23 protein-coding genes are annotated in these 23823 nt (G+C 65.4%); 15 read left to right on the forward strand and 8 right to left on the reverse strand.

Going from position 1 to position 23823, the window contains the following annotated elements; all coding sequences use genetic code 11:
* The first annotated feature begins 124 nt into the window (after positions 1-124).
* From tsf to lpxB, 13 genes are all read left to right on the forward strand, one after another.
* Positions 125-1048 carry a translation elongation factor Ts gene (gene tsf, locus QQL87_RS04085; protein ID WP_284418767.1) on the forward strand — a complete coding sequence of 308 codons (924 nt, stop codon included), beginning with the start codon at positions 125-127 and terminating at the stop codon, positions 1046-1048.
* Positions 1049-1122: 74 nt separating this feature from the next.
* Positions 1123-1839, forward strand: coding sequence for a UMP kinase (gene pyrH, locus QQL87_RS04090; RefSeq protein WP_284418768.1), 717 nt, complete (start codon positions 1123-1125; stop codon positions 1837-1839).
* A 182-nt stretch (positions 1840-2021) separates the two neighbouring features.
* On the forward strand, positions 2022-2585 hold the full coding sequence (gene frr, locus QQL87_RS04095) for a ribosome recycling factor (protein WP_284418769.1): 564 nt from the start codon (positions 2022-2024) through the stop codon (positions 2583-2585).
* A gap of 12 nt (positions 2586-2597) precedes the next feature.
* Complete coding sequence (locus QQL87_RS04100; RefSeq protein ID WP_284418770.1) at positions 2598-3356, forward strand: isoprenyl transferase; 759 nt, start codon at positions 2598-2600, stop codon at positions 3354-3356.
* Complete coding sequence (locus QQL87_RS04105) at positions 3353-4258, forward strand: phosphatidate cytidylyltransferase (RefSeq protein ID WP_284418771.1); 906 nt, start codon at positions 3353-3355, stop codon at positions 4256-4258. The genes QQL87_RS04100 and QQL87_RS04105 overlap by 4 nt, the downstream gene beginning before the upstream one ends.
* 37 nt (positions 4259-4295) lie before the next feature.
* Complete coding sequence (dxr, locus tag QQL87_RS04110) at positions 4296-5519, forward strand: 1-deoxy-D-xylulose-5-phosphate reductoisomerase (RefSeq protein ID WP_284418772.1); 1224 nt, start codon at positions 4296-4298, stop codon at positions 5517-5519.
* Between the two features lie 40 nt (positions 5520-5559).
* On the forward strand, positions 5560-6711 hold the full coding sequence (gene rseP, locus QQL87_RS04115; RefSeq protein WP_284418773.1) for an RIP metalloprotease RseP: 1152 nt from the start codon (positions 5560-5562) through the stop codon (positions 6709-6711).
* A gap of 172 nt (positions 6712-6883) precedes the next feature.
* Positions 6884-9460, forward strand: coding sequence for an outer membrane protein assembly factor BamA (gene bamA, locus QQL87_RS04120; RefSeq protein ID WP_284418774.1), 2577 nt, complete (start codon positions 6884-6886; stop codon positions 9458-9460).
* A 133-nt stretch (positions 9461-9593) separates the two neighbouring features.
* A complete protein-coding gene (gene lpxD, locus QQL87_RS04125) occupies positions 9594-10661 on the forward strand; it encodes a UDP-3-O-(3-hydroxymyristoyl)glucosamine N-acyltransferase (protein WP_284418775.1) in 1068 nt (355 codons plus the stop codon).
* Complete coding sequence (gene fabZ / locus QQL87_RS04130; protein WP_284418776.1) at positions 10661-11119, forward strand: 3-hydroxyacyl-ACP dehydratase FabZ; 459 nt, start codon at positions 10661-10663, stop codon at positions 11117-11119. The genes lpxD and fabZ overlap by 1 nt, the downstream gene beginning before the upstream one ends.
* 29 nt (positions 11120-11148) lie before the next feature.
* The gene (gene lpxA, locus QQL87_RS04135) at positions 11149-11958 is read left to right on the forward strand and encodes an acyl-ACP--UDP-N-acetylglucosamine O-acyltransferase (protein ID WP_284418777.1); all 810 of its coding nucleotides are present in this window, start codon (positions 11149-11151) and stop codon (positions 11956-11958) included.
* Between the two features lie 5 nt (positions 11959-11963).
* Positions 11964-12821 carry an LpxI family protein gene (locus QQL87_RS04140; protein ID WP_284418778.1) on the forward strand — a complete coding sequence of 286 codons (858 nt, stop codon included), beginning with the start codon at positions 11964-11966 and terminating at the stop codon, positions 12819-12821.
* Positions 12818-14005, forward strand: coding sequence for a lipid-A-disaccharide synthase (lpxB, locus tag QQL87_RS04145; RefSeq protein WP_284418779.1), 1188 nt, complete (start codon positions 12818-12820; stop codon positions 14003-14005). The genes QQL87_RS04140 and lpxB overlap by 4 nt, the downstream gene beginning before the upstream one ends.
* 1 nt (position 14006) lies before the next feature.
* Here lpxB and QQL87_RS04150 read toward each other — a convergent pair whose 3' ends face one another.
* Positions 14007-15245: a GAF domain-containing sensor histidine kinase gene (locus tag QQL87_RS04150; RefSeq protein WP_284418780.1), complete on the reverse strand. Its 1239-nt coding sequence runs from the start codon at positions 15243-15245 to the stop codon at positions 14007-14009.
* 49 nt (positions 15246-15294) lie between these two features.
* Between QQL87_RS04150 and QQL87_RS04155 the strand changes: the two genes are divergently transcribed.
* Positions 15295-15750, forward strand: a complete 456-nt coding sequence (locus QQL87_RS04155; protein ID WP_349817272.1) for a response regulator — start codon at positions 15295-15297, stop codon at positions 15748-15750.
* Positions 15751-15848: 98 nt separating this feature from the next.
* On the opposite strand, the gene QQL87_RS04160 is transcribed toward QQL87_RS04155, so the two are convergent.
* From QQL87_RS04160 to gltX, 5 genes are all read right to left on the reverse strand, one after another.
* Complete coding sequence (locus tag QQL87_RS04160; RefSeq protein ID WP_284418781.1) at positions 15849-16526, reverse strand: phosphatase PAP2 family protein; 678 nt, start codon at positions 16524-16526, stop codon at positions 15849-15851.
* 285 nt (positions 16527-16811) lie between these two features.
* The gene (locus tag QQL87_RS04165; RefSeq protein WP_284418782.1) at positions 16812-17135 is read right to left on the reverse strand and encodes an alpha/beta hydrolase family protein; all 324 of its coding nucleotides are present in this window, start codon (positions 17133-17135) and stop codon (positions 16812-16814) included.
* A complete protein-coding gene (locus QQL87_RS04170; RefSeq protein ID WP_284418783.1) occupies positions 17044-17736 on the reverse strand; it encodes a dienelactone hydrolase family protein in 693 nt (230 codons plus the stop codon). Before QQL87_RS04170 ends, QQL87_RS04165 begins: the two co-directional genes overlap by 92 nt.
* Positions 17737-17870: 134 nt before the next feature.
* Positions 17871-19175, reverse strand: coding sequence for a citrate synthase (gene gltA / locus QQL87_RS04175; protein ID WP_284418784.1), 1305 nt, complete (start codon positions 19173-19175; stop codon positions 17871-17873).
* A gap of 301 nt (positions 19176-19476) precedes the next feature.
* The gene (gene gltX / locus QQL87_RS04180) at positions 19477-20901 is read right to left on the reverse strand and encodes a glutamate--tRNA ligase (RefSeq protein WP_284418785.1); all 1425 of its coding nucleotides are present in this window, start codon (positions 20899-20901) and stop codon (positions 19477-19479) included.
* A 136-nt stretch (positions 20902-21037) separates the two neighbouring features.
* Between gltX and QQL87_RS04185 the strand changes: the two genes are divergently transcribed.
* Complete coding sequence (locus tag QQL87_RS04185) at positions 21038-22726, forward strand: glutamine--tRNA ligase/YqeY domain fusion protein (protein WP_284418786.1); 1689 nt, start codon at positions 21038-21040, stop codon at positions 22724-22726.
* Between the two features lie 43 nt (positions 22727-22769).
* On the opposite strand, the gene QQL87_RS04190 is transcribed toward QQL87_RS04185, so the two are convergent.
* Both QQL87_RS04190 and QQL87_RS04195 read right to left on the reverse strand, forming a co-directional pair.
* Positions 22770-23360 (reverse strand): hypothetical protein, encoded by a 591-nt coding sequence (locus QQL87_RS04190; RefSeq protein ID WP_284418787.1) that lies wholly within the window; start codon positions 23358-23360, stop codon positions 22770-22772.
* 167 nt (positions 23361-23527) lie between these two features.
* Positions 23528-23740 (reverse strand): hypothetical protein, encoded by a 213-nt coding sequence (locus QQL87_RS04195; protein WP_284418788.1) that lies wholly within the window; start codon positions 23738-23740, stop codon positions 23528-23530.
* Positions 23741-23823: the final 83 nt, after the last annotated feature.

Raw genomic sequence — 23823 nt, forward strand, 5'->3', positions numbered from 1 at the left:
CGACACGACAATCTGGCCGGCGTCTCACGCCGGCCATCGCGACTGAGATAGGTGTTTCCTGGCAGCGGGCGGCGACGAGCCATCCGCTGCGTCGCGCTTTGGACAGGCAAAAGGACGTTCAACAATGGCTACTATCACCGCAGCGATGGTGAAGGAACTGCGCGAGTCGACCGGCGCAGGCATGATGGATTGCAAGGCCGCGCTCACCGAGACCGGCGGCGACATGCAGGCCGCGCAGGATTGGCTGCGCAAGAAGGGCCTGTCGAAGGCCGCCAAGAAGGCCGGCCGCGTCGCGGCCGAGGGCCTGATCGGCGCGCTGACTTCGGGCAAGAAGGGGGTCGTCGTCGAGGTCAACTCCGAGACCGACTTCGTGGCGCGCAACGAGCACTTCCAGGGCCTGGTCAAGATCATCGCCCAGGTCGCGCTCGACGTCGGCGCCGACGTCGAGAAGATCAAGGCCGCCAAGGTTGGCAGCATCACGGTTGAGGCGGCGATCGCCGATTCGATCGCGACGATCGGTGAGAACCAGTCGCTGCGCCGCGCGGCCGCGCTCGAAGTGAGCGAAGGCGTCGTGTCGAGCTACGTGCATGGCGCCGTCATCGAGGGCGCCGGCAAGCTGGGCGTGATCGTGGCGCTGGAATCGCCCGGCAAGGCCGACGAGCTCGCAGCCCTTGGCCGCCAGCTCGCGATGCATGTCGCGGCCGCCAATCCGCAGGCGATCGATGCCGCCGGTCTCGATCCGGAGATCGTCAAGCGCGAGAAGGACGTGCTCGCCGACAAGTATCGTCAGCAGGGCAAGCCGGAAAACGTGATCGAGAAGATCGTCGAGTCCGGCCTGAAGACCTACTACAAGGAAGTCACCCTGCTCGAGCAGGCTTTCATTCACGACAGCGGCAAGTCGGTCGCGCAGGCGCTGAAGGAAGCCGAAGGCAAGGTCGGCGGTCCGATCAAGGTGGCTGGTTTCGTCCGCTATGCGCTCGGTGAGGGCATCGAGAAGGAAGAGACCGACTTCGCCGCCGAAGTCGCAGCCGCCAGCGGCAAGAAGTAACGACTGAGCAGAGACACGATCCGGCGCGGCCTTCGCGCCGGATCTCAACGCGCGGGATAGGGACACATTGGCACATGGCTGAGCCGGTCTATCGTCGCGTCGTGGTCAAGCTGTCCGGCGAGTATCTCGCGGGGCCGCATTCCTTCGGCATCGACCAGCCGACCGTCGATCGCATTGCCGACGACCTGATCGCAGCCCAGAAGCTTGGCATCGAGATCGCCGTTGTCGTCGGCGGCGGCAACATGGTGCGCGGCGTCGAAGTCTCGTCGCAGGGCGTGTCGCGCCCGACCGGCGACACCATGGGCATGCTCGCGACCGTCATGAACTGTCTGGCCCTGGAGGCTGCGATCCAGCGCAAGGGCACGCCCGCGCAGGCGCTGTCGGCTTTTGTGATGCCGGAGGTCTGCGAGCTGTTCACGCGCGCTGCGGCGCACAAGTCGCTCGCCGAAGGGCGCATCGTCGTGCTCGGCGGCGGAACCGGCAATCCCTATTTCACCACCGATACCACGGCCGTGTTGCGCGCCGCCGAGATCGGTGCGCAGGCCGTGCTCAAGGCCACCAATGTCGACGGTGTCTACAGCGCCGACCCCAAGAAGGATCCCACTGCCAAGCGTTTCGACCGGCTGACCCATTCCCAGGCCATCGAAGGCGGTTACAAGGTCATGGACGCGACCGCATTCGCGCTTGCCCGGGAAACCTCGCTGCCTATCATTGTTTTCTCGATTGCCGAGCCGGGCGCGATCGGTGCGATGCTGCAGGGCGCCGGACGCGGCACCATCGTCGCGGGGTGAGCCGTCGCCGGGTGAGCCGCAGCACCGTCGGCGGCCGGTGTTGGACCGGTCCGGCGGCTGCGGTAGAAGCGTAAGCGAACAGGAATTCGTCCGGGAGTCGTTCAAGTCCGGCCGCCGGCCTTCCAGCAAGGCTCGGCAGAACCGGCCGCAGAGCGCCCCGGGGTTGCAGAAAGGAAAGCGTGATGTCCACGGGCAATTTCGACCTCAACGAATTGAAGCGCCGCATGCAGGGCGCGACCCAGGCGCTGAAGCACGAGCTCGGCGGCCTGCGCACCGGCCGTGCCTCGGCATCGATGGTCGAGCCGGTCCAGGTCGAGGCGTATGGCTCGCACATGCCGCTCAACCAGCTCGCCACCGTCTCGGTGCCCGAGCCGCGGTTGCTGTCGGTGCAGGTCTGGGACCGCACCATGGTCAAGGCGGTCGAGAAGGCGATCGTCGATTCCAATCTCGGCCTGTCGCCGGCGACCGAGGGCCAGGTGATCCGGCTGCGCATTCCCGAGCTCAACCAGGAGCGCCGCAAGGAGCTGGTCAAGGTCGCGCACAAATATGCGGAAGCTGCGCGCGTCGCGGTCCGCCACGTGCGCCGCGACGGGCTCGACACGGTCAAGAAGCTCGAGAAGAATCACGAGATTTCCGAGGACGATCAGGAGCGGTTTGCCGGCGACATCCAGAAGGCGACGGACAGCGTGATCTCGGAGATCGACCAGCTGCTGGCGGCGAAGGAAAAGGAAATCCTCACCGTCTGAAGGATGCTTTTGATGTCCAATGCCGCGGCCCCGGTGACGGAGGTGCCGGACCGGTCAGACGGTCCGGTCCATGTTGCCATCATCATGGATGGCAACGGCCGCTGGGCTGCGGCGCGCGGGCTGCCGCGCGCGGAAGGGCATCGCCGCGGCGTCGAGGCCTTGCGCCGGACGGTGCGCGCCTCGCATGAGCTCGGCATCCGCTATCTCACGATCTTCTCGTTCTCGTCGGAAAACTGGTCGCGTCCCGCGAGCGAGATCGGCGACCTGTTCGGTCTGCTGCGCCGTTTCATCCGCAACGATCTCGCGACGCTGCATCGCGACGGCGTGCGCGTCCGGGTGATCGGCGAGCGCCACGGGCTCGAGCCCGACATCTGCGCGCTGTTGGGCGAGGCCGAGGAGCTGACCCGGGCCAATACCAAGCTGACGCTGGTGGTCGCCTTCAACTACGGCTCGCGGCAGGAGATCGCGCGCGCGGCGCAACGTCTGGCCCGTGAGGTCGCCGAGGGACGGCGCGATCCAGCCTCGATCGATGCCGACGCCATTGGCGCTCATCTCGACGCGCCCGACATTCCCGATCCCGATCTCATCATCCGCACCAGCGGCGAGCAGCGGCTGTCGAACTTCCTGATGTGGCAGGCCGCCTACAGCGAGCTGGTGTTCGTCCCTGACCATTGGCCCGATTTCGACAAGGCCGTGCTGGAAGGCGCAATCGCCGAATTCGGCCGGCGTGAACGCCGCTTCGGCGGCCTCGTGGCGAAAACCGCCTCGTGACAAAACCCGAGACCGCAGCCGTCGAAGACGCCGTCCAGGCCGCGCAGCGCAATGACCCCGCGCAGCGCAATGAGGCCTCGCCGCCGAAGAAGGGCGCGTCGAACAATCTCCTGATGCGGGTTGTGGCCGCGCTGGTGCTGGTGCCGCTGGCGCTCGGCGCCGCCTATGCCGGCGGCGTGTTGTGGACCGCATTGGTGACTCTGGTCGCCGTCGGGCTCTATCTCGAATGGCTGATGGTGGTGGGCGAGGTCCGCACCGCCAGTGTCGGCACCGCTGGTGCGCTCGCCATCGCGGTCGCCGGCATCTGCTGCGCATTCGGCCTGGTCCATGTCGCGCTGGTCGTGCTCGGCGTCGGGCTCGTCGTGGTCGCGGCGCTTGCCGCGGGCCGGCGCGTCTGGGTCGCCACCGGCTTCGTCTACGCCTCCGCTGCCGAGCTGGCCTCCGTCCTGGTGCGTCTGGATGCCTCCGAAGGATGGTACGCGCTGGTGCTGGTGTTTCTGGTCGTATGGGCCAGCGACATCGGCGGCTATGTTGCCGGCCGCAGCATCGGCGGGCCGAAGCTCGCGCCGCGCGTCAGCCCGAACAAGACCTGGGCCGGCGCGATCGGCGGCTTTGCCGCCGGCCTCGTCTGTGCGGCCGGCTGGTCGCTGGCCGGCGCGGGCGGGCTCGTGGCGATGCTGGCGCTGGCAGCTACGCTCTCCGTGGTGTCGCAACTCGGCGATCTCGCGGAGTCCGCGGTCAAGCGGCGCTTCGGCGTCAAGGATTCAAGTCACATCATTCCCGGCCATGGCGGCCTATTGGACCGCCTGGACGGCTATGTCGCGGCAATCGTCGTCGCCGCGATCCTCGGTTTGCTGCGCGGCGGCCTCGACGGGGTCGGCCGCGGACTTCTGGTTTGGTGACCGGCGCGACTCGCCGGTCGAGATTTTTGGTGAGAACATGAGCGCAGTGCCATTGCGGAACAACAAGGCCGGGGCGGCGGAGGTGCGCAGCATCACCGTGCTCGGCGCCACCGGCTCGATCGGCGATTCGACCATGGACCTGCTGCGCGGCGCGCCCGAGCGCTATCGGGTCGAGGCGCTGACCGGCAACAGCAACATCCAGGGCCTGGTGAAGCTGGCGCGGGAGTTCAACCCGCGCTTCGTGGCGGTGGCCGATCCCGCGGGTCTCGCCGAGTTGCGCGATGCGCTGGCCGGCACCGGGATCGAATGCGGGGCCGGGGAGAGCGCCATCATCGAGGCCGCGGCGCGTCCGGCCGATTGGGTCATGGCCGCCGTGTCCGGCGCCGCCGGGCTCAAGCCGGCGCTGGCCGCGGTGGACCGCGGCGCGACGGTCGCGCTCGCCAACAAGGAATGCCTGGTCTGTGCCGGCGATTTCTTCATGCAGCGGGCCGCGCAGGCCGGCGCCTGCATCCTGCCGGCTGATTCCGAGCACAATGCGCTGTTCCAGGCGCTGTCCTCGGGCAACCGCGAGGAGCTCGTGCGCGTCATCATCACCGCCTCGGGAGGTCCGTTCCGGACCTGGGCGGCCGCCGATATCGAGCAGGCGACCTTGGCGCAGGCGCTGAAGCATCCCAACTGGAGCATGGGCCAGAAGATCACGATCGATTCGGCCTCGATGATGAACAAGGGGCTCGAAGTGATCGAGGCGTCCTACCTGTTCGCGCTGTCGCCGGACGAGATCGACGTGCTGGTGCACCCGCAGTCGATCGTGCATGGCATGGTCGAATTCTCCGACCGCTCGGTGGTGGCCCAGCTCGGCGCCCCGGACATGCGGATCCCGATCGCCCACTGCCTGGGCTGGCCGGACCGCATCAAGGGGCCCTCGGCGCGACTCGACCTGGCGAAGATCGGAACGCTGACCTTCGAGGCGCCGGACTTCGCCCGGTTCCCGGGCTTGCGGCTGGCATATGATTCGCTCCGCGCCGGGCGCGGCGCCACCACCGTGTTCAATGCGGCCAACGAGGTCGCGGTGGCGGCCTTCATCGGCGGGCAGATCCGCTTCGGCGCCATCGCCCGGCTGGTCGAGGCGACACTCGAGGATTGGATGCGATCAGGTAATATGGCACCTCTGTCGTCGGCGGACGATGCCATCGCCATTGACCATGATGCACGAAAAAGGGCCGCTCGGCTCTTGCCTCAAATCGCCGCAAAAGCATCTTAAGTGGTTTGACGGGCCGGCGGGCCCACCGGGAAGGTCATCGATGTCCGAATTTTTCCACCATATTTTCAATATGTTGAGCAACGGCCTGCTCGGCACCATCATCCCCTTCCTGTTCGTGCTGACGATCGTGGTGTTCTTCCACGAGCTCGGCCACTTCCTGATCGCGCGCTGGGCCGGCGTGAAGGTGCTAACGTTTTCGCTCGGATTTGGTCCTGAGTTGATCGGTTTCAACGACCGCCACAACACCCGCTGGAAGATCTCGGCGATCCCGCTCGGCGGCTATGTGAAGTTCTTCGGCGATGAATCCGAGGCCTCGACGCCGTCATCCGAGACGCTGACCAAGATGACGGCCGAAGAGCGCGCCGACAGCTTCCACCACAAGACCGTCGGGCAGCGCGCCGCGATCGTCGCGGCCGGCCCGATCGCCAATTTCATCCTCGCCGTCATCATCTTTGCCGGCATGGCGCTGTACTACGGCAAGCCGAACACGACCCCGCGGGTCGATGCGGTGCAGCCGGACAGCGTCGCGGCGGCCGCCGGCTTCAAGACTGGCGACGTCATCGCTGCGATCGATGGTCGGACGATCGAGACGTTCGGCGACATGCAGCGCATCGTGTCCATGAACGCCGGAACCGAGCTCACCTTTCTGATCAAGCGCGACGGGGCCGATATCACCCTGAAGGCGACGCCGGCGCTCCAGGAGCGCAAGGATTCCTTCGGGAACAGTCACCGCCTGGGCGTGCTGGGCATCCAGTACAACGCCAAGCCGGACGAATCACGGTCGGTTCCGGTTGGGTTCTTCGAATCGATCAAGTTCGGCTTCGAGCAGGTCTGGTTCATCATCGCCACAACCTTCAAGTTCATCGCGTCGTTGTTGTCGGGAACCGGGAATGCCGGCGAGCTCGGCGGAACGATTCGAATCGCCCAGTTGTCCGGACAGGCGGCGAGCCTTGGGTTCCAGGTTCTGGTGAACTGGTGCGCCATGATCTCGGTGTCGATCGGACTGTTGAACCTGTTCCCGGTTCCGCTACTCGATGGCGGACACCTGCTGTTTTACGGGGTGGAGGCGGTTCGCGGCCGTCCCTTGTCCGAGCGGGCCCAGGAGATGGGGTTCCGAATCGGCCTGGGCCTGATCCTCATGCTTCTGGTCTTTACGACCTATAACGATATCCTTCACATCGCGGGGTCCTGAGCGCGGCTTTTTTACGACGTGGCCGATAGGCAACGTTTTGAAACGAATTTGAAAATTCCGAGACATCCGACGTTTGCCGTCAGGGTCAAATTGGTTACAAGCGAACGACAAATGGGAATCTGTCGGCTCGGTAGGGGTACTGAACCGGCATCGGAATAAGGGCGCGTAGCGCATGAAGTTCGGATTGCGGGTGCGGGGAGGCTTGGCGGCCGCCTTTATCATGTTCGCCGTTCCGGTGGCTTTGCCACTGGCGAGCGTGATCACGTCGTCGCCAGCGGCTGCTCAGACGGTCAACTCGATCGAAGTGGTGGGCAACCGCCGGGTCGAGCTGGAGACCATCCGGTCGTACTTCAAGCCGGGTCCCGGCGGCACGCTGGACGCCGGTCGCATCGACGACGGCCTCAAGGCGCTGTTTGAAACCGGCCTGTTCGCGGACGTGAAGATCGCCCGCCAGGGTGGCCGGCTGATCGTGACGGTCGTCGAGAACCCGGTCATCGGCCGCGTCGCCTTCGAGGGCAACAAGAAGGTCAAGGACGAGCAGCTCCAGGCCGAGGTGCAGTCGAAGCCGCGCGGAACGCTGTCGAAGCCGATGGTGCAGTCCGATGCCCAGCGCATCGCCGAGATCTATCGCCGCTCCGGCCGCTATGACGTGCGCGTCACGCCGGAATTCATCGAGCAGCCGAACAACCGTGTCGATCTGATCTTCACGGTCGAGGAGGGCGCCAAGACCGGCGTCAAGTCGATCGAGTTCGTCGGCAACGTCGCGTTCTCGTCCTATCGCCTGAAGGACGTCATCAAGACCCGCGAGAGCAATCTGCTGAGCTTCCTCGGCTCCGGCGACGTCTATGATCCGGACCGTGTCGAGGCCGATCGCGATCTCATTCGCCGCTTCTACCTCAAGAACGGCTATGCCGACGTTCAGGTCGTGGCCGCGCTGAGCGAGTACGATCCGGAGCGCAAGGGCTTCATGGTGACCTTCAAGATCGAAGAGGGTCAGCAGTACCGGGTCGGATCGGTCGACTTCCAGTCGACGATCGCGACGCTCGACGCCAATACGCTGCGCGGATACTCGCGCGTCGGCGTCGGCTCGCTCTACAACGTCGAGAACATCGAGAAGTCGGTCGAGGAGATGCAGATCGAGGCCTCGCGGCGCGGCTATGCGTTCGCGGTGGTCCGTCCGCGCGGCGACCGCAATTTCGACGCGCATACCGTGTCGGTGGTGTTCGCCATCGACGAGGGCCCGCGCACCTATATCGAGCGCATCAACATCCGCGGCAACACCCGCACCCGCGACTATGTCATTCGCCGCGAGTTCGACATCTCCGAGGGCGACGCCTACAACCGTGCCCTGGTCGACCGGGCCGAGCGCCGCCTGAAGAACCTCGACTTCTTCAAGGACGTGAAGATCTCGACCGAGCCGGGCTCGTCGAGCGACCGCGTCATCCTCGTGGTCAACCTCGAGGAGAAGTCGACCGGCGACTTCTCGATCTCCGGCGGCTACTCGACCACGGACGGCGCGCTGGCGGAGGTCTCGGTTTCCGAGCGCAACTTCCTCGGCCGCGGCCTGTTCGCCAAGGCGTCGGTGACCTACGGCCAGTTCGCCCGCGGCTACTCGCTCTCGTTCGTCGAGCCTTACCTGCTCGACTACCGGGTCGCGCTCGGCCTCGACCTCTACCAGCGCCAGCAGCTCGCCAACAACTTCATCTCCTACGGCACCAAGACGCTCGGCTTCAGCCCGCGCCTCGGCTTCCAGCTTCGCGAGGACCTGTCGCTGCAGCTGCGCTACTCGATCTACCGCCAGGAGATCACGCTGCCGACGACGCTGTCGGACTGTAACAACGTTACCGCTGGCAGCATGATCGGCAATCGCTTCGTGCCCTTCAGCCCGACTCCGGCCTTTATCAACACGCCGGTTGCCCAGGGTGGATTGGGTGGCGTCGATCCGACCGGCAACAACGGCCTGGGCTGCTTCGCCAATGGTGAGGCCTCGCTTCCGGTCCGCCAGGAGCTGGCGAAGGGTGCGACCCTGACCTCGGCGCTCGGCTACACGCTGAACTACAACACGCTGGACAACAACAAGAACCCGACCGACGGCCTGCTCATCGACTTCAAGCAGGACTTCGCGGGGGTTGGTGGCGACGTGTCCTACCTGAAGACGGCGTTCGATGCGAAGTACTTCACCCCCCTGGTGTCGGACATCGTCAGCATCGTCCATCTGCAGGGCGGCATCCTGAACAAGATCGGCAACAACCAGCTGCGCATGCTCGATCACTTCCAGATGGGTCCGAACCTGGTTCGCGGCTTCGCGCCGAACGGCATTGGTCCGCGTGACATCAACCCGTTCGGCACCCAGGACGCGCTGGGCGGCACCAAGTACTGGGGCGCTTCGCTCGAACTGCAGATGCCGTTCTGGTTCCTGCCCAAGGAAGTGGGTCTGAAGGGCGCCGTTTACGCCGACGCCGGTGGTCTGTCGGGTTACCAGGGGCCGACCGAGTGGGCTTTGACGGGCGAGCGTAATCTGCCCGGCTGCGTCAAGCCGACCCGTGCCACGGCGACTGCGCCAGCCAACGCCGGAACCTGCCTCGGCCTGCAGTTCGACGACAGCTCCAAGGTTCGCAGCTCGGTCGGTGTGGGTCTGGTGTGGGCATCGCCGTTCGGTCCGCTGCGGTTCGACTATGCGATCCCGCTGACCAAGGGTCAGTTCGACCGGACCCAGGAGTTCCGGTTCGGCGGCGGTACCTCGTTCTGAGCCTGAGCCGATCGAATCCGGGTTGGCATCGGCCAACCCGACCGGTGTAAGAGATGGGAGCTCGGTTCCGGGAGACTGGAGCCGGGCTCTGACGTTTTGTCCTGAGAGCGCGCTCTCCTGAGAGTCCGACGGAATGGCCCAGCCGACCTTTTTCCAAGCCCCACCTCCCACCACGCTGGCGGCGATCGCGGCGAAGACCAATGCGGTGCTCGTCGACCCGTCCCAGGCGGACCGGGTGATCAGGGGGCTGGCGTCGCTGGACGAAGCCGGCCCGATGCATCTGGCGTTCTTCGACAACCTCAAATACGCCGACCAGCTCACCCGCACGAATGCCGGCGCCTGCCTGGTCAGCCCGCGCTTCGAGGCGCGGGTGCCCGCGCATGTCGCGGTGGTCAGGGCCAACCAGCCGTTCCGCGCCTTCGTGCAGCTGGCGCGCGAATTCCACGCCGATGCGCTGCGGCCGCAGCCCTGGTTCGGTGACGACGGCATCTCGCCCCAGGCGATCATCGACCCCACCGCGCGGCTGGAGGATGGCGTGATCGTCGAGCCGCTGGCCGTGATCGGCGCCCATGTCGAGATCGGCTCGGGGACCATCGTCGGCGCCGGCGCCGTGATCGGCCCTCACGTCAAGATCGGGCGCGACGGCAATGTCGGGGCGCGCACCGTCATCCAAGCCGCGCTGATCGGCAACGACGTGCTGATCCACCCCGGCTGCAGCATCGGCCAGGACGGCTACGGCTTCATCTTCTTCGGCCCCGGCGGCCACCTCAAGGTGCCGCAGACCGGCCGCGTGATCATCCAGAACCACGTCGAGATCGGCGCCAACACGAGCATCGATCGCGGCAGCCTGCGCGACACCGTGATCGGCGAGGGCACCAAAATCGACAACCAGGTGCAGATCGGCCACAATGTCACAATCGGGCGACATTGCCTGCTGGCGGCCCAGATCGGACTGGCAGGAAGCCTCACGATCGGCGACAACGTCGCCCTTGGGGCGAAGGTCGGCATCAACAATCACCTCACGATCGGCGATGGCGCCCAGGTGACCGCGATGAGCGGCGTCAAGGACGACATCCCGCCGAACGGCCGGTGGGGCGGGTTCTTCGCCAAGCCGACCAAGCAGTGGTTCCGCGAGATCGTTGCGGTGGAACGGCTGGTGCGCGATTCTGCAGCGACGAACAGGGACGAAGGACGGGAGTGATGGAGGAGTCACCCATTCGGTTTGCGGATGTCGACATCAACGAGATCCTGAAGACACTGCCGCACCGTTATCCGTTTCTCCTGATCGACCGTGTGAAGAACATCCGGGCCGACTACAGCGGTATTGGCGTCAAGAACGTCTCGATCGGCGAGCCCTGCTTCCAGGGCCATTTCCCGGAACGGCCGGTCTATCCGGGCGTGCTGATGATCGAGGGCATGGCGCAGACGGCGGGCGTGATCGGCATCAAGTCGGTCGAGGGCACGGAAAAGCCGCGCGCGGTGTATTTCCTCACCATCGACAAGTGCAAGTTCCGCAAGCCGGTGCTGCCGGGTCAGACCATCGAATACCACATGCGCTCGATCGGCCGGCGCAAGACGATGTGGTGGTTCCACGGCGACGCCAAGGTCGATGGTGTCGTGGTCGCCGAGGCCGATGTCGGCGCGATGCTGACCGACTGACCTGAGACGAGAGAGTTGATTGCGTTGAGATGAGCAAGATCGATCCAACCGCCCGCGTCGAGGACGGCGCCGTCATCGGCGAGGGCACCGTCATCGGGCCGTATTGCATCATCGGCCCGAATGTCGTGATCGGCGCCAATTGCAGGCTGATCAGCCACGTCCAGATCACGGGCCACACCACGCTCGGCGACGACAATGTGATCTCGCCCTTCGTCGTGCTCGGCGGGGCGCCGCAGGATCTCAGCTATCGCGGCGAGCCGCACCGGCTCGAGATCGGTTCAGGCTGCACCTTCCGCGAAGGCGTGACGATGAACATCGGTACCACCAAGGGCGGCGGCCTCACCAAGGTCGGCAATGCCGGCTTCTTCATGAACAACGCCCATGTCGCCCATGATTGCGTGGTCGGCGACAACGCCATCTTCGCGACCTCGGCGACGCTCGGCGGCCATGTCGAGGTCGGCGATTCCGTCTACATCGGCGGCCTCTCGGCCGTGCATCAGTTCACCCGGATCGGCCATGGCGTGATGGTCGGCGGCGTCTGCGGCGTGCGCGGCGACATCATCCCTTACGGCCTCGTCAACGGCCAGTATGCCGCGCTCGAAGGCCTGAACGTCATCGGCATGAAGCGCCGCAAGTTCACCCGTGAGCGTCTCGCCGCGGTCCGCGCCTTCTACCAGAAGCTGTTCCATGGGCCCGGCGTGTTCGCTGAGCGCCTCGCCGCGGTGCAGCCGCTGGCCGGCGAGGATCCGGCGATTGCCGAGATCCTGGCCTTCATCGCTGGCGGCCGACATCGTGCCCTCTGCCTGCCCGAGATCGGCAGGCCGGCCAACGAGCCTTGAGCGCCATGACCGCGCCGGCCGCCGACACCACCCCGCCGATCGGCCTGATCGCCGCGGGCGGGGTGCTGCCGTTTGCCGTCGGCGACGCGATCGTCGCGCGCGGCCAGACGCCGGTGCTGTTCGCGCTGAAGGGCATCTGCGACCCGAAGCCGTTGTCGCGTTTCCGTCACCATTGGATCGGTCTCGGCCAGCTCGGCAATGCCTTGAAGCTGCTGAAGGCCGAGGGCTGCCATGACGTCATGTTCATCGGCAATCTCGTCCGTCCTGCGGTGTCGGAGATCCGGTTCGACTGGGGCACCTTGCGCGAGCTGCCGTACATCTGGTCGGCGTTTCGCGGCGGCGACGATCATCTGCTGTCGGGGGTGGGGCGCATCTTCGAGCGCCATGGCTTCCACATGATCGGCGTCAAGGACGTTGCGCCGAACCTGCTCGTCCCCGAGGGGCATCTGACGCGCAACCGGCCGAACGATCTCGTCACCGGCGACATCGCCAAGGGGCTCGCGGTGCTGCGCGCGATGGCGCCGTTCGATGTCGGGCAGGCGGTGGTCGTGATCGACGGCCACGTCGTCGCGCTGGAGGATATTGAGGGCACTGACGGGCTGTTGGCGCGTGTCGCGCGCCTGCGCGCCGATCGCCGCATCCGTGCGGCCGTGGGGCGGGGCGTGCTGGTGAAGGCGCCGAAGGCCGGCCAGGATCTCCGCTACGACCTGCCGACCATCGGCCCGCGCACCGTCGAAGGATTGGCCGCTGCGGGCCTTGCCGGCGTCGCCGTCGCTGCAGCGCTGACGTTGCTGGCCGAGCCGCAGGAGACGGTCTCGGCGGCCGATCGCGCCGGTGTGTTCATCACCGGTGTCACTGCGTGACGGCGCGGCCGCCGGCCGGTCCGGCCGTCCGCAGGATCTGTCTCGTCGCGACTGAGGAATCCGGTGATCGCCTCGGCGCCAGCCTGATGAAGGTGCTGCGCCAGCGCCTGGGCGATGGCGTCGAATTCTCCGGCGTCGGCGGCCGCGGCATGACGCGCGAGGGGCTCACCTCGCTGTTCCCGATCGAGGAGCTGTCGATCGTCGGCTTCACTGCCGTGATCAAGCAGCTGCCGAAGATCCTGCGCCTGATCCGCGGCACGGTCGACGCGGTCGTTGCGACCCAGCCCGACGTGCTCGTCATCATCGACAGCCCCGATTTCACCCAGCGCGTCGCCAAGCGCGTTCACGCCCGCGATCCCGAGATTCCGATCGTGAACTACGTCGCGCCGACGGTCTGGGCCTGGCGCCCAGGCCGGGCGCGCACGATGCGCGGCTATGTCGACCATGTGCTGGGCCTGCTGCCGTTCGAGCCGGAGGCGTTTCGCAGGCTGGGTGGTCCGCCCTGCACCTATGTCGGCCATCCCCTGATCGAGCAGCTCGCCAGTCTGCGCCCCAGCGCGGCGGAGCAGGCGCGCCGCGATGCGGTGCCGCCGGTGCTCCTGGTGCTGCCGGGCAGCCGGCGCAGCGAGATCGCGCGTCACGCCGCCGTGTTCGGCGAGGCGCTGGCGCGGCTGCGCGCCCAAGACCTCGCCTTTGAAGCCGTGCTGCCGACGACGCCCCATCTCGAAGCCGCAGTGCGGGCGGGGATCGCGAACTGGCCGCTCGTTCCGGAGATTATCACCGGCGAGGCCGAGAAGCGGGCCGCGTTCAGGCGCGCGCGCGCGGCGCTCGCCAAGTCCGGCACCGTGACGCTGGAGCTTGCAATATCCGGCGTGCCGATGGTCACCGCCTATCGCGTCGGCGAGGTCGAGGCGTTCATCCTCCGCCGCGTCGTCAACGTGCAATCGGTCATCCTCGCCAATCTGGTGATCGGCGAGAACGTCATTCCGGAATTCCTGCAGGAAGCCTGCACCGCCGACAATCTCGCGCCTGTTCTTGCCGATCTCCTGCACGAGGGTCCGATACGCGCCCGTCAGCTCGAAGCCTTCGGCCGCCTCGACACGATCATGTCGACGGGCGCGGCCTCACCGAGCGTGCGCGCCGCCGACATCGTGCTGGCCACGATGCGCGGCGGACGGCGCTGACTCAGGCCTGCAGCGGCATCCTGAATTCGAACGTCGTCCTGTCCGAGGCCGACACGGCCCGCAGCGTGCCGTCATGCGCCCGCGCGATCTCGGAGGCGATGTAGAGACCGAGGCCCAGACCATGCTGGCTTGGACGCTCACCGCGCATGTAGGGCCTGAACAGGTTCTGCATCGCCTTGGCTGAGATCGGCGGCCCGTGATTGGTGACCGCCAGCACGAAACCGTCTTCGCCCGTCGTCGCCGAGACCAGGATCGGCTTGGTCCTGTCGCCGTAGGAGATGGCATTGCCGAGCAGGTTCGAGAACAATTGCCCGATCTTGCTGCGGTCGCATCTGACCGGCTCTGCGATGTCGATCCTGGTCTCGATCGCGTTGTCGGGCCAGGTCAGCCGGATCTCGGAGATGACCTGCTCGATCACCGGCGTCAGCGGTTGCCGCGCGTCGGGCTTGATAGTCAGGCCGCCGCCGAGACGTCCCCGGGCGAAATCCATGATGTTGTCGACCAGCCCGGCCATGCGCATGACCGACTTCTGAATCATGGAAATGATCTCGGGGGCCCGCACGCTGTCCTGGTTGCGAAGCAGGACGCGCATTCCGGCATCGATCGACGCCAGCGGATTGCGTAGGTCATGGCCGAGGACGCCGATGAATTGCTCTCTCAGCTCCGCGGTTCGGCGCTCGTCGAGCAGATGCGCCTCCGTGATCTTGAGCCGTTCCTCGGCGGAAAACCTGTTCTGCTCGCTGAGGCCGAGGCTCGCCTGACTGAGCGCGAACCGCTGATGCAGCTCCAGCTGCGCCGCGATCAGTTCGCCGAACAGCTGAAACGTGCTGACGATCTCGGGCCGGTCCAGCTCGCGCGGCGTCGGGTCGATCGCGCACAACGTGCCCCAGACGGTTCCGTCGGTCAGGATGATCGGCGCCGAGATGTAGCTGCGAAACCCGTAAAGCCTCGGCGTCGGGTGATCGCGAAACAGGCGATCGGTCTCGACGTCGCCGATGACGACGGCTTCGCCGCGCTCGCGTACTTCGCTGCAGATCGTCGTCTCGACGCGCAGCTCGCCGCCCTCCTTCAGGCCAAACGCGATGTCGTCGCGAACGGCGCAGCAGACCCAGCGATCCGAGGTCACGCGCGCGACCGCGACGAATCCCATTCCGGTGATCCGGCTCACAGAGTCGAGAATTTTGGGAACGGCATCGAGCTGCTGGACAGCGTCGACGTCCGGGTCGCGATTGGTCGTCATCTTATGCTCGAACTGGTCCCCGATCCCGGCTGCAGGCCGGATCTTCAACTTGCACCCGTCAACGCGCGGCGAAGCGGAACGTTCGCCGGAACGAAACGGTCGTCGTGCGATTGAGTCGAATTGGACAGGAGACACGGTGTCCAGCATTCCGCTCACAAGAAAAACAGTTCTGGTCGTCGAGGACGAGGGGCTCATTCGCGCCAATGCCGTCGACATGATCAGTGACCTCGGTTTCGAGGTGGTCGAGGCGGTCGACGCCGATCAGGCGATTTCCCTTCTCGAACGCTGCGAACGTATATCGGTCGTCTTCACCGACGTGCAGATGCCGGGCACGATGGATGGCCTGCGGCTGGTCGCCGTCATCAGGGACCGGTGGCCTCCGGTCGCACTCCTGGTGACGTCGGGCCAGGTCAGCCCCTCGGAATTGCCGTCCGGCGCGCGCTTCCTGGCCAAGCCATATATGGCCGACCAGCTCAGGGCTCATCTCGAGGCGCTGACCGGATGACGTTCTGACCGGTGTCCTGTCGCTGCCGCGATCGGGCCTGGTATCGGGCGTCGCGACTCGAGTCGCGGCCGGCCTTTGCTTTTCATCGGGGTGAAGCTCTACGAGAGCACCATTCGCACGAGATTTTTTCCGAGCTGTTCCAAGCTCAGAAACAAATTCGAGGCTTCGGCCAAGAAGACGAAAAGGAATGCATGCACGAGATACATGCGGTTGCGGAGCGCAACGAGCGTGCGTTCAATCAAGACTCGCGGATACGGAGATCGGTTGAAAAGCACGACGAATGCCGCTCCGAGAATCAGCGAGCCGACCACGTCGCTTGGATAGTGAAACCCAAAGGCGACCCTGGAGAGCGCCACGACGGCAGTCACCCAAAGAAAGCAAAGCGATCCAGCCAATCGATTGTCGAGGAACACCACCGTCGCGAGGCCGAAGAACAGCGTCGTCGTGTCGCTGGGAAACGAACTTTGGCGGTCCCAGCTCCAGGGGACGGCGACGGAGTTCAAATGAAGCGCTGGATCCAGAAGAGGGCGCGTGTGGACGGAGACGTGAAACTGGAGCCAAACAGACAGCACCGTGGCCAGGCAGACTCCAAAAAGTCCTGCCAGCATTCGACTCCGGCGCTCTGCACAATCGTCCAAAAACCACAGCGCGACTAGCGAGCCGAATATCGGAAATCCCCTGAACAGTGAATTGGTCGCAAGCTCGTAGAGAGCGGTATGCGTTCCGGCGAACGCGTTCAGCCCAAGCAGCAGGTCTTGATCCAAATTGCCGGTCATCTCTGGAGCCAAGCCTAAATGTAACCGCGGGATCGGCATCCCTCGCAGACTGCGTCAATCTGCGGCAAGCAGAACATACGATTTTGGTTAACCATACCGCCAGCGGCATCGGCGTAAGCCCAGTCCCTCGTGGTCATGTCTCCGGCATCAGCCCGAGACGGTCCTCGCCGAGAGGCTACGGCGCGGCGCCGCGCTCACCGTCTTGCTGCTGAGCTCGCCGACGGTAGCCACGCTGCCGCCTTGCGGCGGCCGCTTTGCCCACCCTGCGGCGGTTTGCCGAGGCGCTCACTTCAACTGCTCTACGAGAAAGCTGGTCGCTCGTGTGAGCGCGTCCGTTGCCTCAGGCCGGGTCGCAACGACATCGAAGCCATGGCCCATGCCGGGATAGACGACCAATTTGGCCTCGCCGCCAACGGCTCGCGCCGCTTCGACCAATGCCTGTCCGGATGACAGCGGCACGTTGTGATCAGCGTCGCCGTGCAGCGCGAGCAGGGGCGGCAGGTGAAACGGGCCCGCGTCATGGGGGAGCGGGACTGCCGGCGTAGAATACGACGAGCGCACTGATCTCGGGATCAGATGCAGCGGACGCCACTGCCAGGAAACCTCCATTCGAAAAGCCGAGCAGCCCTGTCTTGCCGGACCAGTCCTGTCTCCGTGCCAAATAGGATGCAACCTCGCGGACCCTGGCGGACCAGATCGGCAGGTGTTCGGCAAAGTAGCTCTGTCGAATGCTGCGATCCGCGGATGCCATGATGCGGCGATCGACCTCGTCATAGTAGGGCAGCAGAACGGCATCGATGCCGAGGGCGGATAGCGCCTCGGCGTAGCGGCTGTAGGCGGCGTAGAATTTCTCGAGGCCCTGTCCACCGTGGAGAATGATCACGGCCGGCCGCTTGCCCTCGTGCCGAGCAGCAAACAGCTTGATCACGAGGGAGGCGTCGGCCGCCGAGACCGTCAACTCCTGAGGTGCTGTTTCTGCCGCGTGCGTCGGCATTGCGCGAGCGCAGACGAGGGCGAGCGCCGCGATGCAGGCCTGCCGGACAATCGGGAGCCATTTCGCCATCGTGCTTGCGATCCGTGCTTCGTCGACGACAAATAGCAGGGCGCCGTAGGGTGGGCAAAGGCGCTGCCGTGCTCTTACCACCCACGAAATCGCAGTGGCGCCGTGCCCACCGTCTTGCGGCTCGGTTCGCTGATCGGCGGTGGGCACGCTGCCGCCTGCGGCGGCCGCTTTGCCTACCCTGCGGTGCCTTGCGAGATTCGGCGCAAGCGCATTCAGCGCAAGGAAAAAGGCCCGCCCAGCTTGCTGGACGGGCCTTTCATCATGGATCTCTCTCGCCGCGATCAGCCGCGCTTGTCGAGATCGACATATTCGCGGGTCGCGACGCCTGTGTAGAGCTGGCGCGGACGGCCGATCTTCTGCTGCGGGTCCTCGATCATCTCGCTCCACTGGCTGATCCAGCCGACGGTGCGGGCGACCGCGAACAGCACGGTGAACATCGACACCGGGAAGCCCATCGCCTTCAGCGTGATGCCCGAGTAGAAGTCGACGTTCGGATAGAGCTTGCGGTCGATGAAGTACTGGTCGCTGAGCGCGATCTTCTCGAGCTCCAGCGCGACCTTGAGCATCTGATCGTCGGCGTGGCCCGTCTCCTTGAGCACCGCGTGACACATCTTCTGCATGATCTTGGCGCGCGGGTCGTAGTTCTTGTAGACGCGATGGCCAAAGCCCATCAGGCGCACGTCGCTGTTCTTGTCCTTCACCTTGGCGATGAACTCAGGAATCTTGTCGACGGTGCCGATCTCGGCCAGCATGTTCAGCGCCGCCTCGTTGGCGCCGCCATGCGCCGGGCCCCACAGGCAGGCGATGCCGGCGGCGATGCAGGCGAACGGGTTGGCGCCCGAGGAGCCGGCGATGCGCACCGTGGAGGTCGAGGCGTTCTGCTCGTGGTCGGCGTGCAGGATGAAGATCTTGTCGAGCGCGTCGGCCAGCACCGGGTTCGGCTTGTACTCCTCGCACGGCACCGCGAAGCACATGTTGAGGAAGTTCTCGGTGAAGGACAGCGCGTTCTTCGGATAAACGAAGGGCTGGCCGATCGAGTATTTGTAGGCCATCGCCGCCAGCGTCGGGATCTTGGCGATCATCCGGATCGAGGCGATCATCCGCTGCTTGGGATCGTTGATGTCGGTGGAGTCGTGGTAGAACGCGGCGAGCGCGCCGACCGAGGCCACCATGACCGCCATCGGGTGGGCGTCGCGGCGGAAGCCCTGGAAGAACCGGGCCATCTGCTCGTGCACCATCGTGTGATGGGTCACGCGGTAGTCGAAGTCCTTCTTCTGGGCCGGGGTCGGGAGCTCCCCGTAGAGCAGGAGATAGCAGGTCTCGAGGAAGTCGCCCCTCTCGGCGAGCTGCTCGATCGGGTAGCCGCGGTATTCCAGGACGCCGGCATCGCCGTCGATATAGGTGATCTTGGACTGGCAGCTGCCGGTCGAGGTAAAGCCGGGGTCATAGGTGAACATCCCGGCCTGGGCGTAGAGCTTGCCGATGTCGATGACGTCGGGGCCCACCGTGCCGCTCAGGATCGGAAGATCGAAGTTCTTGTTGCCGACGGTGAGGGTCGCGGTCTTGCTTACGGAGTTTGCGTCCATCGTTTGTCCCCGATGAGATCGTTAGGCGTAGCCCTTGTTCTTTTTGAGAGATGGCAGGGCGGGTGGACTTTATCTAGTGCGCTTGGTTTGACATTCGCGTCAGTGTCACTGCCGAGACCTTAATCGACGGTCAAATCCGAAACCGCACTGGAATCTTATACTTACTAGTGTCCTTCGGCTCTCGCACCGGTCGACGCGCCCGCCGCAACGTGATCGAAATGTCAGAGCCGAAAAACCGGTAGGCACTGCACAAATGCGTATCGTATTGCCCTGTGCGCTGCAAGATGGGGTGAATGAGACCTTATGAGGTGGTCTGATCCTTGAGGCGGCCCAAGGATTCCTCACGTCCGAGGATGGCCAGAACGTCGAAAATGCCGGGCGAGGTGGTCCGGCCGGTGAGCGCCGCCCGCAGCGGCTGGGCCACCGCGCCCAGCTTGAGATTGTTGGCGTCGGCGAACGCACGCAGCGCGGCTTCGGTGGCCGGCCCGCTCCACGGCTCGACCGCCGCAAGCGCCTCGTGCAGCCGGCCAATCAAGGCGCGACTGTCCGGTGTCAGCAGGGCTGCGGCCTTGGCGTCGACCGGGAGCGGCCGGTCGGCGAAGATGAAGGCGGCGCCGTCGATCAGCTCCAGCAGTGTCTTGGCACGCTCCTTCAGGCTCGGCATCGCCAAGGTGAGCTGTGCGCGGGTGGCGTCGTTGAGCTTGGCCTTCAGCACCGCGCCGTTCGGCACGTAGTTCAGCACGTCCTCGAACTGGCGCACCAGCACCGCATCCTCGGCATGACGGATATAGTGTCCGTTGAGGTTTTCGAGCTTGGCGAAGTCGAACCGCGCCGCCGAGCGGCCGATCGCCGGCAGGTCGAACGCCCCGATCATCTCCTCGGTCGAGAAGATCTCCTGGTCGCCATGGCTCCAGCCGAGCCGCACCAGGTAATTGCGCAGCGCGGACGGCAGATATCCCATGGCACGGTAGGCATCGACGCCGAGCGCGCCGTGGCGCTTCGACAGCTTCGATCCGTCCGGCCCGTGAATCAACGGGATGTGCGACATCGACGGCACCGTCCAGCCCAGCGCATCGTAGATCTGTTTCTGGCGTGCGGCGTTGATCAGATGGTCGTCGCCGCGGATCACGTGGGTGACGCCCATGTCATGGTCATCGACGACCACCGCCAGCATATAGGTCGGATTGCCATCGCCACGCAGCAGCACGAGATCGTCGAGGTTCTCGTTCTGCCAGACCACGCGGCCCTGCACTTGGTCCTCGATCACGGTCTCGCCGGTCAGCGGCGCGCGCAGCCGGATGGTCGGCTTGACGCCCTCGGGCGCCTGCTTCGGATCGCGGTCGCGCCACATTCCGTCATAGAGCCGGGTGCGGCCTTCCGCGCGCGCCTTCTCGCGCATCGCCGCCAGCTCCTCGGCCGTGGCATAGCAGCGATAGGCCATGCCGCTGGCGAGCAGCTGCTCGGCGACCTCGCGATGGCGCGCGGCGCGGCTATATTGGTAGATGACGTCGCCGTCCCAATCGAGTTCGAGCCATTTCAGGCCGTCGAGGATGGCTGTTATCGCCGCATCGGTCGAGCGCTCGCGGTCGGTGTCCTCGATTCTGAGCAGCATCTTGCCGCCGCGGCCGCGCGCATACAGCCAGTTGAACAGGGCCGTCCGGGCGCCTCCGATATGGAGAAAACCGGTCGGGGAGGGGGCAAAGCGCGTGACGATCGGGGAGGTCATGGGCGGCAGCACGAAATCCAGGCAGGGGCGGTAGAGGGCGGGGGGTGTATAGCAGGCCTATCGCATAACTAAAGCCTTCCTTGGGGGAAGCGGATTTGGCAGATAGGCTTCCAGATTCCGGAGCAGGACATTCTTGATGACCACGACGACAGACACGGCAGCGACGGCAGAGGCAGGGCGCGATTTCATCCGCGACATCGTCCAGGCCGATCTCGACAGCGGCAAGCACAAGACGGTCGTCACCCGGTTCCCGCCGGAGCCGAACGGCTACCTGCATATCGGCCATGCCAAGTCGATCGGTCTCAATTTCGGCGTCGCCAAGGAGTTCGGCGGCCGCTGCAACCTGCGTTTCGACGACACCAATCCGACCAAGGAAGAGCAGGAATACATCGATTCCATCCAGGCTGACGTGCGCTGGCTCGGCTACGACTGGGGCGACAACCTGTTCTATGCCTCGGATTATTTCGAGCGGCTTTACGACTGGGCGGAAGGGCTGATCAAGGCCGGGCTGGCCTATGTCGACGACCAGACGCAGGAGGAGATCCGGCTGGCGCGCGGCACGCTCACCGAGCCCGGCAAGAACAGCCCATTCCGCGACCGTTCGGTCGACGAGAATCTCGACCTGTTCCGGCGCATGAAGGCCGGCGAATTCCCGAACGGCGCGCGCGTGCTGCGCGCCAAGATCGACATGGCCGCTGGAAACATCAACCTGCGCGACCCCGTGCTCTACCGGATCCTGCACGCCCATCACCCGCGCACCGGCGACACCTGGAAGATCTATCCGAGCTATGATTACGCGCACGGCCAGTCGGATGCGATCGAGGGCGTCACGCATTCGATCTGCACGCTCGAATTCGAGGATCACCGCCCGCTCTACGACTGGTTCCTCGACAAGCTGCCGGTGCCGTCGCATCCGCGGCAGTACGAGTTCGCGCGCCTCAATCTGACCTACACCCTGCTGTCCAAGCGCGTGCTGACGCGGCTGGTGCAGGACGGCCATGTCTCGGGCTGGAACGATCCGCGCATGCCGACCATCGCCGGGCTGAAGCGCCGCGGCGTGCCGCCGGCGGCGGTGCGCGAATTCACCAAGCGCATCGGCATTGCCAAGGCCAACAGCATCGTCGACGTCGGCATGCTCGAATTCTGCATTCGCGAGGAACTGAACCGCACCGCCCAGCGCCGCATGGCGGTGCTGCGGCCCTTGAAGGTCGTGATCGAGAACTATCCGGAAGGCCAGGTCGAGGAGCTCGAGGCGATCAATCACCCAGATGATCCGTCCGCCGGCACCCGCAAGATCGCCTTCGGCCGCGAGCTCTATATCGAGCAGGACGACTTCATGGAGAACCCGCCGAAGAAGTTCTTCCGCCTGTCGCCCGGCAACGAGGTGCGGCTGCGCTACGCCTATTTCATCAAATGCCGCGAGGTCATCAAGAACGATTCCGGCGAGATCGTCGAGCTGCGCTGCACCTACGATCCCGCGACCAAGGGCGGCAACGCGCCTGATGGCCGCAAGGTCAAGGCGACGATGCACTGGCTCTCCGCGGCGCAGTCGCTGACAGCCGAGATCCGCATCTACAACCAGCTGTTCGCCAATCCGAGCCCGAACGCCGCCGACTTCACCGCTGACCTCAACCCGAACTCGCTGGAGGTCCTGACCGACGCGCGCATCGAGCCGGCGATCGCCGGCAGCAATTCGATCGAGCCGATGCAGTTCGAGCGCCAGGGCTATTTCGTGCGCGATCCCGATTCGACGTCGGACAGGCTGGTGTTCAACCGCACCATCGGCCTGCGCGACACCTTCGCGAAGGAAGTCGCGAAGGGGTGAGGGCGAGCCGCGCTCATGCCGCCCGAGGCGGCATGAGCGTGTGCTAGAGCAGGGCGGCGTTGACGGCGAAGCTGCGCCGCTTGGCCTTGGCGAACGTCTCCGGCGCGCGCGTCTTCAGCGAGGCGACGCTGTCCTTCGGCAATTCCTCGATCTTGATGTGCGTCTCGATCTTGCGGGCCCGCTCGAACATCTTTCCGGGATCGACCGTGACGCGGTTGATCATGACATGGCCGGCATTGACGATCTCGCCGGGCGCGACCTTGATCTGCACGATCGCACCGTCGAATTTGAGGGGACCGCAGCTGAACTGGCTGACCGTCCATGTCCCCGGCGGAAGGACCAGCACGGCCCCGCGGTCGTGGCCGAACACCGATTCCAGGTCGAGCAGAGGCTCCCTATTCAGCTTCGCCACCGCCCACTGTTTTTGCTCGTTCGACATGTCGGCGCGGTCCGGCAGGCATCGACGCTTGCCATCCATGTTGATGTCGATGTTGAAGATGAGGACGCTGTACCCCGGGTGCTCCTTCAGCTCCGCAGCGACGTCGAGGTCACCTTTGGCCTGGGCGCGGGCAGGCGCGGTCTGGATCGAGAAATCGAGGATGAGCGCGAGAAGCGCGAATGCGAGGAGTCTCATGGCACCTTGCGAGCCGGGAAACCCGGCGCGCCGATCGCGTCCAGTGCAGCTTCCCCCGCCCAAGTTCCGCCCGATTCCAGACGGCCGCGCCAGACATCGGCGGTCGCCATCTCGGGCGCCGCTGCAATCCCCGCGTGCGCGACGTTCGACTGCCGGTCGGATGAGCGCTAGCCGATCGCGTCCTGCCCGGCGTCCGTCAGCGTCGGCACGCCGTCGCTGACCTCGACGAGGCCGCGCTCGGTGAGCAGCGCGAGGTGATCCTCGGCGACCGGGGACAGCGTGAGCCGGTGCGCCTTGATGTCCCGCAGGGTCCAGCGCAGCTGGATGGCCCGCTCGAGATCGAGGTCGGCGAAGGGGTCGTTGATGTCGTGGGCGTCCATACCCCGATAAGCGCGTGCGCTGCGAAAAGTTCCAATGCTAGGGCGCGTGCAGGAATTCAGGATTCCCGTTCCGTTCTGCTAGG

Origin of the sequence: Bradyrhizobium sp. SSBR45G (assembly GCF_030159255.1) — a bacterium.
Lineage (GTDB): Bacteria > Pseudomonadota > Alphaproteobacteria > Rhizobiales > Xanthobacteraceae > Bradyrhizobium.